The 11,921-nt window shown below is 66.3% G+C and carries 11 protein-coding genes; 8 read left to right on the forward strand and 3 right to left on the reverse strand.

All coding sequences use genetic code 11. The features are described from left to right. Nucleotides 1-19: 19 nt before the first annotated feature. The 5 genes from ACKODO_RS12375 to ACKODO_RS12395 are packed head-to-tail and all read left to right on the forward strand — an operon-like array spanning nucleotide 20 to nucleotide 6,639. Nucleotides 20-889 (forward strand): oxaloacetate decarboxylase, encoded by an 870-nt coding sequence (locus ACKODO_RS12375; protein ID WP_408983751.1) that lies wholly within the window; start codon nucleotides 20-22, stop codon nucleotides 887-889. Continuing rightward, nucleotides 886-2,562: a hydantoinase B/oxoprolinase family protein gene (locus tag ACKODO_RS12380; protein ID WP_408983740.1), complete on the forward strand. Its 1,677-nt coding sequence runs from the start codon at nucleotides 886-888 to the stop codon at nucleotides 2,560-2,562. The genes ACKODO_RS12375 and ACKODO_RS12380 overlap by 4 nt, the downstream gene beginning before the upstream one ends. Beyond that, the gene (locus ACKODO_RS12385) at nucleotides 2,559-4,622 is read left to right on the forward strand and encodes a hydantoinase/oxoprolinase family protein (protein WP_408983741.1); all 2,064 of its coding nucleotides are present in this window, start codon (nucleotides 2,559-2,561) and stop codon (nucleotides 4,620-4,622) included. The genes ACKODO_RS12380 and ACKODO_RS12385 overlap by 4 nt, the downstream gene beginning before the upstream one ends. Before the next feature lie 14 nt (nucleotides 4,623-4,636). Beyond that, nucleotides 4,637-5,245: a cysteine hydrolase family protein gene (locus tag ACKODO_RS12390; protein WP_408983742.1), complete on the forward strand. Its 609-nt coding sequence runs from the start codon at nucleotides 4,637-4,639 to the stop codon at nucleotides 5,243-5,245. Continuing rightward, entirely contained in the window at nucleotides 5,242-6,639 is a 1,398-nt protein-coding gene (locus ACKODO_RS12395) for an FAD-dependent oxidoreductase (RefSeq protein WP_408983743.1), read from the forward strand. Before ACKODO_RS12390 ends, ACKODO_RS12395 begins: the two co-directional genes overlap by 4 nt. Before the next feature lie 100 nt (nucleotides 6,640-6,739). On the opposite strand, the gene ACKODO_RS12400 is transcribed toward ACKODO_RS12395, so the two are convergent. Continuing rightward, the gene (locus tag ACKODO_RS12400) at nucleotides 6,740-7,777 is read right to left on the reverse strand and encodes a glycosyltransferase family 4 protein (protein ID WP_408983744.1); all 1,038 of its coding nucleotides are present in this window, start codon (nucleotides 7,775-7,777) and stop codon (nucleotides 6,740-6,742) included. Beyond that, the gene (locus ACKODO_RS12405) at nucleotides 7,777-8,583 is read right to left on the reverse strand and encodes a UDP-2,3-diacylglucosamine diphosphatase (protein WP_408983745.1); all 807 of its coding nucleotides are present in this window, start codon (nucleotides 8,581-8,583) and stop codon (nucleotides 7,777-7,779) included. Before ACKODO_RS12405 ends, ACKODO_RS12400 begins: the two co-directional genes overlap by 1 nt. Nucleotides 8,584-8,680: 97 nt before the next feature. On the opposite strand from ACKODO_RS12405, the gene ACKODO_RS12410 reads away from it, so the two are divergent. Together ACKODO_RS12410 and mog are read left to right on the forward strand one after the other, a co-directional pair. Continuing rightward, complete coding sequence (locus tag ACKODO_RS12410) at nucleotides 8,681-9,349, forward strand: class I SAM-dependent methyltransferase (protein ID WP_408983746.1); 669 nt, start codon at nucleotides 8,681-8,683, stop codon at nucleotides 9,347-9,349. Between the two features lie 56 nt (nucleotides 9,350-9,405). Continuing rightward, nucleotides 9,406-9,939 carry a molybdopterin adenylyltransferase gene (mog, locus tag ACKODO_RS12415; RefSeq protein ID WP_408983747.1) on the forward strand — a complete coding sequence of 178 codons (534 nt, stop codon included), beginning with the start codon at nucleotides 9,406-9,408 and terminating at the stop codon, nucleotides 9,937-9,939. Between the two features lie 146 nt (nucleotides 9,940-10,085). Here the strand turns inward: mog and ACKODO_RS12420 are convergent, their stop codons facing one another. Then, nucleotides 10,086-11,585 carry an NAD(P)H-hydrate dehydratase gene (locus ACKODO_RS12420; RefSeq protein WP_408983748.1) on the reverse strand — a complete coding sequence of 500 codons (1,500 nt, stop codon included), beginning with the start codon at nucleotides 11,583-11,585 and terminating at the stop codon, nucleotides 10,086-10,088. Nucleotides 11,586-11,782: 197 nt separating this feature from the next. On the opposite strand from ACKODO_RS12420, the gene ACKODO_RS12425 reads away from it, so the two are divergent. After that, a partial coding sequence (locus ACKODO_RS12425; protein ID WP_408983752.1) for a GTP-binding protein occupies nucleotides 11,783-11,921 on the forward strand: 139 nt, incomplete at its 3' end.

Consider the following 11,921-nt stretch of genomic DNA (forward strand, 5'->3'; position numbering starts at 1 on the left):
GGTGAATTCAACGACTTCCATATCCTTGCGCGACAGGCTCTCGGGGCCGGATATCGTCGTGGCTCCCGGTATCTATGATGCTCTGACGGCGAGCCTTGCGGAAGCCGCCGGTTTTGGCGCGCTCTATCTCTCCGGCGCGGCAATGGCCTATACGCGGCTCGGCGGACCCGATCTCGGGCTCGTCACGATGAGCGAGACGGCCGAGGCCATCCGCCTGATCCGCGAGCGGGTGAAAGCCCCGCTGATCGTCGATGGCGATACCGGCTACGGCAATGCGCTCAATGTCGAGCGGACCGTGCGCGCCTTCGAGCGCGCCGGCGCCAATGCCATCCAGATCGAGGATCAGACCTTTCCGAAGCGCTGCGGGCATCTCGCGGACAAATCGCTTGTTGCGCGGGAGGAAATGGCCGGAAAGATCCGCGCTGCCGCAGCCTCGCGCGGCTCGCAGGAATTTCTCATCATCGCCCGCACGGATGCGGTGGCGGTAGAAGGGCTCGATGCCGCGCTCACCCGCGCCGATGCCTATCTCGAGGCCGGGGCGGACCTGCTTTTCGTGGAGGCACCGCGCGATCACGCCATGCTCTCGACTATCACGGCGCGGCTGGGCAATCGCGCGCCATTGATGGCGAACATGGTCGAGGGTGGCCTCACCCCCATGCTCGATGCGCGCGAATTGCAGGCACTCGGCTACCGGCTCGTCATCTTTCCCGGCGGCATCGTGCGCGCCGTGGCGAAGATCGCCGAGGCCTATTACGCCTCTCTGGCCGCGCATGGCACGAATGCGCCGTTCCGGGATCGAATGTTCGATTTCAACGAGCTGAACCAGAGGATGGGCACGGTGGAAGCACTCCGGCGCGCGGCCGCCTATGACCGGGAGGAAGGCCGGTGACCCGCCCGGATGCCGTGACGCTCGCGGTTCTGCGCGGCCGCCTCGAACAGATTGCCGACGAGATGGATGCCACGCTCTATCGCTCGGCCTTCAACCCGATCATCGCGGAGGCGCGCGATGCCTGCCATGGCCTCTACCATGCCGAGACAGGCGAAACGCTGGTGCAGGGCACCAAGGGCCTGCCGATTTTCGTAGGCGCCATGGCCTTTGCCGTGCGCGCGGTGATCGCCAGGGTCAAGGACGAGGGCGGGCTCGAACCGGGGGATACCTTCCTCTTCAATGATCCTTACGATGGCGGCACGCATCTCAACGATTTCCGACTCGTGCGGCCGATTTTCCGGCAGGGAAAGCTTTTCTGCTGGCTCGCGAGCGTGGGCCATTGGCTCGATATCGGCGGCAATGTGCCGGGCGGCTTCAATGCCCGCGCGACCGAGAGCCACCAGGAAGGCGTGCGCATTCCACCGGTGAAGTTCATCGCAAGGGGCGTGATGAACCGCGATATCCTGAGCATTCTCTCAGCCAATAGCCGTTTGCCGCAATCGAATTTCGGCGATCTCAACGGGCAGTTGAACGCGCTCGACCTGGGCGAGCGCCGCCTTGACGGCCTGCTCGATGAAGCGGGCGAAGACACGGTCGCCGCCGCGCTCGATGCCTTCTCGGAGGGGGCGGATGCGCTGATGCGCGCGGCCATCGCAGCCTTGCCCGATGGCACTTATCGCTTCGACGACATTCTCGACAATGATGGCATCACCGATGAGCCTCTGGCCATCGCGCTCGATCTCACGGTTTCGGGCGAGACGATGAGGCTCGATTTCTCGCGATCCTCGCCGCCTTGCGCGGGGCCGCTGAACATCGCTTATTCCACGGCGGTCGCAAGCTGTTACGTGGCGCTGAAGCACCTTTTCCCGGAGGTGCCCTCCAATGCCGGCTGCCTCCGGCCCATCACCTTCGTGATCCCCGAGACGACGCTTCTCGGCGTGAAGGCGCCAAAGCCCGTGGGCGGCTATACCGAGACGATCCTGCGCGTGATCGGCGTGATCTTCGGCGCGATCGGGCAGGCAGATCCTTCCCGCGCGCTGGCCGGGCCTTTCGGAACCATCAACGCGCTCTCGATCGCCGGGAAGCGTCCCGATGGCTCGCCGTTCGTGATGTTTTCGTTCTTCGGCGGCGGGCTCGGCGCGTCGCCCACGGGTGACGGGCTCTCGCACGCGAACAACCCCATCTCCACCGCCACCATGCCGCCGGCGGAAATCCTCGAGGCGAGCAACCCGGTGATGGTCACGCGCTGGGCCCTGCGCCCGGATTCCGCAGGCGCCGGCGCGCATCGCGGCGGGCTCGGGGCGATCTATGAATTCGAGGCGCTGACGGATGCTGAAGTGTTTCTTCTCGGCGAGCGCGGCAAGGGTGCGCCCTTCGGGCTTCGGGGCGGAAAGCCCGCAGCGCTGAACCGCTTTTTCTGGCAGACGGAAGACGGGGGCGAAGCCTCCCCGCCGCTCGCCTCGAAGGTCACCGGCGTGAAGCTGAAACCGGGCATGCGCGTGCGGCTTGAAACGCCGGGTGGCGGCGGTTTCGGCGATCCGGCGGCGCGCGATGAGGCCAGCCTCGCGCGCGATCTCGCGGAAGGCTACGTCACCCCTCAGGGTGCCGCGCGTGATTACGGGAAGGTGGGATGATGGGGGGTTCCCGCGTGGCAAAGGGGCGCGTGGTGGGTGTCGATGTCGGCGGTACCTTCACCGATCTCTTCCTGATGGATGGCGCGACGGGCGAGTTCCGCACCGCGAAGGTGCCGTCCAATCGCGGTGACGAGGCCGTGGGTTTTCTCAACGGCCTCCAGGTTTTCGGCGCGGTTGCCGATATCGGCTCCATCGTGCATGGCACGACCGTGGGCACCAATGCGCTGCTGGAACGCAGGATCGCGCGCGTCGGTCTCATCACCACCGAAGGCTTCCGCGACGTGCTCGAAATGCGCCGCCGCGACCGACCGAAAACCTGGGGCCTGACGGGTGATTTCACGCCGGTCATCCCGCGCCACATGCGCCGCGAAGCGAGGGAGCGCGTGCTTTCCGATGGCTCGATCCGCCAAGCGGTGGACCCCTCGGAAGTGCGCGCGCTCGGCGAAGCCCTGCTGGCCGATGGCGCGGAGGCGCTCGCCGTTGTTTTCATCAACGCTTACGCCAATGCCGCCAACGAGAAGGCGGCACTCGCAGCGCTCACCGGGCTTCTCCCGCCGGACCGGCTTGCGGCCTCGCATGAAATCCTGCCGGAGATCCGCGAATTCGAACGCACCTCCACCACCGCGCTGAACGCCTGCCTCCAGCCGGTGGTCGGCAGCTATCTCGCCAAGCTGGAAGCGGCCCTGGCGGGTGAAGCCTTCGCCGGGCGCTTCCACATCGTGCAATCCAATGGTGGCGTCATGTCCACCGAAACCGCGCGGCGTTTCCCCGTGCGCACGGCCCTCTCCGGCCCGGCGGCCGGGGTGATCGCGGCGGCGGCGATTGCCGCGGCGGCTGGGATGCCGGATGTCATCACCGGCGATCTCGGCGGCACATCCTTCGATGTGAGCCTCGTGCTGGGCGGGCGCGCCGAACTCGCGGCGCAGACCACGATCGATTTCGGCATGGTCATCCGCAACCCGATGATCGAGATCACGACCATCGGCGCGGGCGGCGGCTCCATCGCGGCGGTTGATGCGGGCGGCATGCTGCGCGTGGGGCCGGAAAGCGCGGGCTCGCGGCCTGGCCCCGTGGCCTATGGCGCGGGGAACATGCGCCCCACGCTCACCGATGCCAACATCGTCCTCGGGCGCATCAATGCCGAAAAGCCGATCGGCGGCGCACTGAAAAGGCTGGATCTCGAGGCGGCGCGCGCGGCGATCGGCAGGGAAATCGGCGATCCCCTCGGGTTGTCACCGGAAGCGGCGGCGGAGGCGATCCTGCGCGTCGCGAATGCCCGCATGGCCGGCGCGATTCGGCTCGTTTCCATTGAGCGCGGGCATGATCCGGGCCGGTTCGCGCTGGTGCCCTTCGGCGGCGGGGGGGCCTTGCATGCCGGCGCTTTGCTGAAGGAGGTCGGGCTCAAGGCCGCGCTCGTGCCGCGTTTTCCGGGTGTCACCTCGGCTTTGGGATGTGTGATCGCGGATATCCGCCACGATCAGGTGCAGACGTTCAATCTCGCTCTGAAGGGGCTGGATTGCGCTGCCCTTTCTGCCCGCATGGCCAGCGAGGCGGAGGCCGCGCGGAATGTGGTGGAGCGCGCGGGCCTGCCCATCGAGGGCGTGGAAATCCGCTTCGAGTTTGACATGCACTATCTCGGGCAGACGCATACGGTGGCGGTGCCGTTCAAGGTTGCCCCGGCTCAAACCTTCACCGAAGAGGATGTGCGGCAGTCTTTCGAGGCCGCCTACAGCCAGGCCTTCAGCCGGTTGCTGCCGGGCATCGGCGTGAAGATCGTCAACCTGCGGACCACGGCCATCGGCAAGCGCCCCGCCTTCGATCTCGCGATGCTCGCGCCGAAGGCCGGCGGCACGCTGGAGGCCGCGCGCAGGGGCGAGCGCGACGTGTGGTTTGACGGCGCCTTCCACGCGACACCGATCCTTGCACGCCTCGACCTTCCGGCGGATGCACGCATTGTCGGCCCCGCGATCCTCGAACAGCCGGATGCGACCATCGTGGTCGATCCCGGTCTGGTCGCGCGGGTCGATTCCCTCGGCAACATCCTCCTGGAGAGGGCGTGACTGGAGAAGGCGTGATGGCCCAAACCCCGGACTGGTCGAAGACCGCGATCCTGCTGGTCGACCTGCAGAATGATTTCATCCATCCCGATGGCGCCTATGCGCGGGGCGGGCAGGGCGCGGCTGAGATCGCGGCGCTTCCCGCGCGCCTTCAGCCGCTGGTGGCAAAGGCGCGCGCGAAGGGCGTGCCGATCCTCGCGACGCTCTTCACGCTCGTGCCGGGGCGGGGCGGGGAACCGTTGATCTCGCCGCATCTGAAGGCGTTGCGGCCCTTCCTGAAGCGTGGCGATTTCGCGCCGGGAAGCTGGGGGCAGGCGGTGGTGGATGAACTCCAGCCCATCGACATGAGCGTCGAGAAGATCGCCTATTCCGCCTTCTACATGACGCGTCTGGAATGGCTCTTGCGCAAGACCGGCATCGAGCATCTCGTGGTCGGCGGCATCGTCACGAATGGCGGGGTCGCCTCCAGCGTGCGCGATGCGCATGTGCGCGATCTCGGCGTGACGGTGCTTCGCGATGGCTCCGCGGCCTTCTCGCCGGCGATCCACGACGAGGCCATCGCCGGGCTGAAGCCCGTGGCGCGGATCCGGACAATCGCGGAGGTGATGGCGGAGATGGAAGCATGACCCGCATCGCGGCTCCGCCCGCGGCTTTCGATCTCGAGACGCGTCTGGTGATCATCGGCGCGGGCGCGGCGGGGCTCGTCGCGGCGCTTGTGGCGGCTGAAGCGGGGCTCGAACCTCTGGTCATCGAGCGCGATGCGGTTCCCTCAGGCTCCACGGCGCTTTCCGCAGGGCTGATCCCGGCGGCGGGCACGCGGTGGCAGCGCGAGGCCGGCATTTCGGATAGTCCGGAACTCTTTGCCCGGGACATCCAGGCCAAGGCCAAGGGCAAGGCCGAACCGATTCTGGTCGAGGCCGTGGCGCGCGCGATCGGCCCGCGGCTCGAATGGCTGGCGGAGAAGCATGGCCTTGCCTTCTCCGTCATCGAGAATTTCCGCTATCCCGGCCACAGCGCGGCGCGGATGCACGGCCTTGCCTCCCGTTCCGGCCGCGAACTTGTCGATCGCCTCCGTCACGCGGCGGAGGAAGCGGGCATCGCGATCATTACCCAAGCGCGGGCCGAGACGCTGCATGTGGATGCGGCCGGGCGGCCGGTGGGCGTGACGATCACCCGGCCCGATGGCACGCGCGAGAGCATCGGCGCGGAGGCGATCCTGCTCGCCTGCAACGGCTATGGCGGCAACCCCGCACTCGTGGCAAAGCTCATCCCCTCGCTCGCGGGCGCGCTCTATTTCGGCCATCCCGGCAATCAGGGGGATGCGCTTCTATGGGGCGAGGCGCTGGGCGCGGCAACACGTGATCTTTCGGGCTATCAGGGGCATGGCTCCGTGGCGCATCCCCATGGCATCCTGATCACCTGGGCCACGATCACCGAAGGCGGCGTGCAGGTCAATCGCGATGGCCAACGCTTTTCGAACGAAGCCGAGGGCTATTCCGAGCAGGCTGCGCGCGTCGCGGGTCAGCCCGGCGGCGTGGCTTATTCGATTTTCGACGTCCATATCGCGGGGGTAGCCCGGCAATTCGAGGATTTCCGCCTCGCCGAGGCCCAAGGCGCGCTGGTTTCGGCGGGGAGCTGGCTTGAACTGGCGGGCAAGCTCGGCCTCGATGCCGCAGCGCTCGAAGCGACCATGGCCGAGGTGGACGCCCTAAAGGTCGCCGGGGGATGCGACATGTTCGGGCGCGATTTCGCAGGTGTTCCGAGGCTCACGGCGCCCTTCTGCGCCGTGCGGGTGGAAGGCGCGCTCTTCCACACCCAGGGTGGGCTGGCTGTGAATGCCGAGGCGCAGGTGCTTCACGAGAATGGCTCGGCCATTCCCGGCCTTTACGCGGCGGGCGGGGCGGCCTGCGGCGTTTCCGGCCCGGAAGCCTCGGGTTACCTCTCCGGCAATGGCCTGCTCACGGCGGTCGCGCTTGGCGGGATCGCGGGCGAGGCGATCGCGCGGATTCGGAAGAGCTAAAGCATCCGCCCGCCAAGTGGATAAAGGTTGGCGGAAAAAAGCGGATGCGAAAACAAGAAGAGTGAGCGCCAGATCTCAGTCTGTCAGATCGGTTTTTGCTCTAGGCTGCGCGCAAAACGCCCTTCTTGCCCGCCTTCTGGTCCATCGCTGCGTGAAGGTTATCCCGGAACTGCGCGATGCTCGTGGCCCAGCTATAGCTCCGGGCCAGCGCCACGCAGGCCTCGGGCGGGATTGCGAGCGCGGCTTGCGCCGCCGCGCGCAGGTCCCAGTCGAGCACGCCAGCGCCCGTTCCGCCGACAACATCGACAGGGCCCATCACCGGATAGGCCGCCACGGGCAGGCCGGAGGCGAGGGCTTCCAGCAGCACGATTCCGAAGGTGTCGGTATGGCTCGGGAAGACGAAGACATCGGCCTGCCGGTAGATTTCGGCCAGTTCCGCGCCGGTTTTCGCACCAAGGAAGATTGCATCCGGGAAGCGTGCCTCAAGCTCGGCGCGCTGGGGACCATCCCCGACAATCACCTTCGTGCCGGGCAGATCGAGCGAGAGGAAGGCCGCGAGGTTCTTCTCCACCGCCACGCGGCCCACATTGAGGAAAACCGGGCGCTTCCATTCCACCAGCGATTCCCTGCGCGGGGAGTAGAGATCGAGATCCACCCCGCGCGACCAGCGCATCAGCGGCTGGAAACCCCGCGCCCGCAGATCGTCGTCGAGGGATTGCGTGGCGACGAAAATGCCATCGGACGCGTTATGAAACCAGCGCAGGGCGGCATAGCTCGCGGCGAGCGGCACGGGCAGGCGCGCGCGCAGATATTCGGGGAAGCGCGTATGGTAACTGGTGGTCAGCGGCACGTTCTGCCTCAGGGCCACCTTGCGCGCCGCAAGCCCGATCGGGCCTTCGGTCGCGATGTGGAATATCTCGGGCCGGATGCGCCGGAAGGCGGCTTCCAGCCCGCCGGTTCCGACCATCGCGAGGCGGATTTCCGGGTAGCCGGGCATGGGCACGCTGCGGAACTGGTCGGGCGTCACGAAGCCGAGTTCGAGCCCGAGCGAAGGGCCGATGTCACGCAGCTTCTGCAGCGTGCGGACCACGCCGTTGATCTGCGGCTCCCAGGCATCGGAGGCGACGAGCACGCGCATCAGGCGGCCTGCTGCAGGCCGGACGCGGCCCGGGCGGGTGCGAGGCTTTCGGCGCGCAAATCTTCCGCGAACCGGATGATGCGAAAGGTTCCGTCGTAATCCTCGACGAGAGCAGTGCAGCTCTCCACCCAATCTCCGCAATTCATGTAGCGCACTCCCTCGATCATCCGGTCAACGGCGTGGTGGATATGTCCGCAGATCACGCCGGCGGCCTCGTTGTCGCGGGCTTCATTGGCGAGAAAATGTTCAAAATTGCCAATGTAATTCACCGCGCTCTTCACCTTCAGCTTCGCCCAGGCCGAGAGCGACCAGTAAGGCAGGCCGAGGCGGCGGCGCACCACATTGACGATGCGGTTGCTCCGGAGCGCGAACTCGTAGCCCCAATCGCCCAGCAGCGCGAGCCAGCGGGCATGGGCCACGACCACGTCGAATTCGTCGCCGTGCAGAACGAGGTAGCGTTGCCCGTCCGCGCCTTCATGGAAGGCGCGTTGTGCGATCTGGATCTCACCGAAATGCAGGCCGAGATAATCGCGCAGGAATTCGTCGTGATTGCCGGGGATGTAGATGAGCCGCGCACCCTTGCGCGCCTTGTGCAGGAGCTTCTGCACCACGTCATTCTGTTCCTGCGGCCAATACCAGCCGGATTTCAGCCGCCAGCCATCGACGATATCGCCGACGAGATAGATCGTGTCGGCATCGTAGCGGCGCAGGAATTCGAGAAGCATCCTCGCCTGGCAACCCGTCGTCCCGAGATGCAGATCGGACAGGAACAAGGCTCGGAGCCGGGTGGCTTCTGGATCGGGCATTCTGCTCTCCTTCAAAAGAACCCATAACAGCTTTTTGCGACATTTCGGTAGCGTTCGTTGTCACTGCGTCGTCATGGGGCGGAGTCAGGGTTTGTCCATGGCTCATTCCTCCTCTTTCTCCGTCCACAGCCGCGACCCCGATCGCGGCATCATGCATCGCGCCTATCAGGCATGGGCTCCGGTCTATGATCTGGTTTGTGGCGGGCTGTTCGCACCATCACGCAAGCGGCTCGTCGCGCTCGCCTCCATGGCGGGGCGTGATGTGCTGGAGATCGGTGTCGGCACCGGATTGAGCCTCGCCGATTACGATTCCGACATGAGGGTGACCGGCATCGACGCCTCCGAGGCGATGATCGCGCGGGCGAAAATCCGCGCCGCGGCCGGCACCCGGGCGCATATCGCGGAACTGGCGGTGATGGATGCGGAAGCCCTCGGCTTTCCCGAGCAGCATTTCGATGCGGTGGTCGCGCAATTCCTGATCACGCTCGTGCCGAACCCGGAAAAGGTGCTCGATGAAGCCTGTCGCGTGCTGCGGCCGGGCGGGGCCCTGTTCCTGCTGAACCATTTCCGTTCGCGGAATCCTGCTCTCGCAGCGCTGGAAACCTGCGTCGCGCCACTGATGCATCATGTCGGCCTGCGCCCGGATTTCCCCTTCGAACGTGTGACCGAATGGGCCGGCACGAAGCCCGACCTGTCGATCATCCTGCGCATTCCCGGCGGACCGTTTGGCTGCTTCTCGATCGTGCGGATCGGCAAGGGCGGCTGATCGTGGCGGGTGACGCTCGCGCGCTTTCCCGCTAGGAAGAAGGCGCGAGGGAAACCATGACCACAGCAGCAAGAATCGGCATTCTCGTCAGTTCGGATCGCGCGAGCCGCGGCGAATACGAAGACAAGGGCGGCCCGGCCATTGAGGCCTATCTCCGCGAGGTGCTCACAAGCCCATGGGAGCCGCTCTATCGTCTGGTGCCGGATGATCGCGAGACACTCGCCGCCACCATGCGCAAGCTCGCGGATGAGGAGGGCGCGAGCCTCATCCTCACGACCGGGGGCACCGGTCCCGCGCCGCGCGACGTGACGCCCGAGGCGACGCGCGATGTCTGCGAGCGCCTGCTCGACGGGTTCGGCGAGGAAATGCGCCGCGCGAGCCTGCGCGAGGTGCCAACCGCCATCCTCTCGCGGCAGATCGCGGGAACCCGCGGTGCCTGCCTCATCGTCAACCTGCCGGGGAAGCCCTCGGCCATCCGCACCTGCCTTGATGCGGTCTTCGCCGCCGTTCCCTATGGGATCGATCTCATCGGTGGCGCGCGGCTGGAGACCGACCCGGCTCGGATCGTCGCGTTCAGGCCGAAATCCTGAAGCATTTTCAAGCGAAGTGGGCACCGGTTCGCGTGAAGAAAATGCGATAAAGTAAAGAGAAAAGCATTTTCAAGCGAAGCATGCCCCTGCGGAGGCGGGGGTGGGCACCGGTTCGCGTGAAGAAAAATGCGAAAAACGATGAAGTTTCAGAGATAGGCTGAAAGGGGGCGGAGCGTATCAACCAGCCTTTCTGCCGTGAGGCCTGCGCCGAATTCCGCACCGCAATGGCCATGGAGCCAGACGGCTGTGCAAGCTGCCTCGAAAGCCGGCATTCCAGAAGCGAGATGCGCGGCAATGATCCCCGCGAGCACATCGCCGCTGCCGGCGGTCGCGAGTTCAGGCCCGGCATTGGTGTTGATCGCGGCCCGGCCATCCGGCGCGGCGATGACCGAATCCGGTCCCTTGCAGACAACGATTTCCCCGCAAAGGCGGGATGCGGCGCGCGCTTTCTCCACCTTGGATGCCTGAAGTTCCGAAGAAAGTGCGGCGTAGGTCGCATCCCTTGCCAGTTCCTGGCCAAAGAGGCGGCTGAACTCGCCCTCATGCGGGGTCAGCACGCGGCGGGGTGTTCCGTCGCGCGGGAAATTCTCGGGTTTTCCGGCGAGAACCGTCAGGGCATCCGCGTCGAGCACGGCGGGAAGGGGGCGCGCCAGCAGGGCACGCAGCCGCGCTTCGGTGGGTTCATCCACGCCCGCAGCCGGGCCGATCACCACGCTGTCGAAGCGGTTCTCATCCAGCAGCCCCGCGAAATCCGAGGGGACTGCCGCCTCGCGCAGCATGATCGCCGTGACATGGCTCGCGTGAATTCGCAGGGCGGCCGGCTCGCCACACAGTGTGACAGCGCCCGCCCCGGCATGGAGCGCCGCCTGCGCGGAAAGGCGTGCCGCGCCCGTGCGGAATTCCGGCCCGCTCACCACGAGAACCGCGCCGTTGCGATATTTGTGCGAGGCCGGGTCACGCGTATGGATCGCCTTGCGCCAGAGCGCGGGTGTGTTGCGGAAGAGACGCGGTGCGGCATCGAGATGCGTGTGATCCAGGCCGATCTCGGCGACCTGCAGGGTGCCGCAGAGCATCCGCCCCGGCCAGAGCCAATGGCCCGGCCTGGCCGCGAAGAAGGTGATCGTCTCGTCGGCCTCGATCACTGGTCCCGTGGGCTGGCCGGAATCCCCGTTGAGGCCAGAGGGCACGTCCACCGCGATGACATGCGAATTCCCCGCATTCAGCCGAAGGATCGCCTCGGCCGCCGGCCCTTCGATTGCGCGATTGAGGCCGGAGCCGTAGAGTGCATCGATGGTCACATCCCAGCCATCAGGCACAAAGGTGGGGAGGGGGTGAACCGGCCCTGCCCAAAGGCGGGCCATCCCGGCCGCCGCGCCTTCCCTGGGGGCGGCATCCGCGAAAACCTCCACCCGATGCCCGCGCTCTGCAAGAAGGCGCGCGGCGACATAGCCATCGCCGCCATTATTGCCGGGGCCGCAGAGAATCGCGAGGGATGCGCCGTTCCAGCGCGATCCCGAAAGGCAGGCGGCAATCGCCCGCCCGGCCTGTTCCATCAGGCGCGAGACGGGCAGGCCGGCTGCTTCCGCGCGGGCATCGGCTGCACGCGTCTCGGCATTGGTGAGGAGAAATTCCAGCTGTTCGCTCATGGGCATTTCCCAGGGGTGGCATGAACCGGCCGCGCTGGCCAGAGGCTTGGTGCCCGCGCTTGATGCACCAGGATACCAGCTTGCCGAAATCGCGCGCGGCGCTTGAAATTCCGATGAAACCCGCCTAAACGGCCCGCCAGGCTGCGCCGGAATATCCGTCGCGTCTGTCTTAACGCGCCAGCAGCAGGGAAGCCACGATGGCCAAGGAAAAGTTCAACCGTTCGAAGCCGCATTGCAACATTGGCACGATTGGTCACGTTGACCACGGCAAGACGTCACTGACGGCTGCGATCACGAAAGTTCTGGCCGAGACGGGCGGGGCGACGTTCACGGCGT

Source organism: Rhabdaerophilum sp., assembly GCF_046092605.1.
GTDB lineage: Bacteria > Pseudomonadota > Alphaproteobacteria > Rhizobiales > Beijerinckiaceae > Rhabdaerophilum.

What these genes read in the sequence shown, in the direction of transcription:
- ACKODO_RS12385 (WP_408983741.1), top strand. Translation starts at nt 2,559, where the DNA reads ATGATGGGGGGTTCCCGCGTGGCAAAGGGGCGCGTGGTGGGTGTCGAT.
- ACKODO_RS12390 (WP_408983742.1), top strand. Translation starts at nt 4,637, where the DNA reads ATGGCCCAAACCCCGGACTGGTCGAAGACCGCGATCCTGCTGGTCGAC.
- ACKODO_RS12395 (WP_408983743.1), top strand. Translation starts at nt 5,242, where the DNA reads ATGACCCGCATCGCGGCTCCGCCCGCGGCTTTCGATCTCGAGACGCGT.
- ACKODO_RS12400 (WP_408983744.1), bottom strand. Translation starts at nt 7,777, where the DNA reads ATGCGCGTGCTCGTCGCCTCCGATGCCTGGGAGCCGCAGATCAACGGC.
- ACKODO_RS12405 (WP_408983745.1), bottom strand. Translation starts at nt 8,583, where the DNA reads ATGCCCGATCCAGAAGCCACCCGGCTCCGAGCCTTGTTCCTGTCCGAT.
- ACKODO_RS12410 (WP_408983746.1), top strand. Translation starts at nt 8,681, where the DNA reads ATGGCTCATTCCTCCTCTTTCTCCGTCCACAGCCGCGACCCCGATCGC.
- mog (WP_408983747.1), top strand. Translation starts at nt 9,406, where the DNA reads ATGACCACAGCAGCAAGAATCGGCATTCTCGTCAGTTCGGATCGCGCG.
- ACKODO_RS12420 (WP_408983748.1), bottom strand. Translation starts at nt 11,585, where the DNA reads ATGAGCGAACAGCTGGAATTTCTCCTCACCAATGCCGAGACGCGTGCA.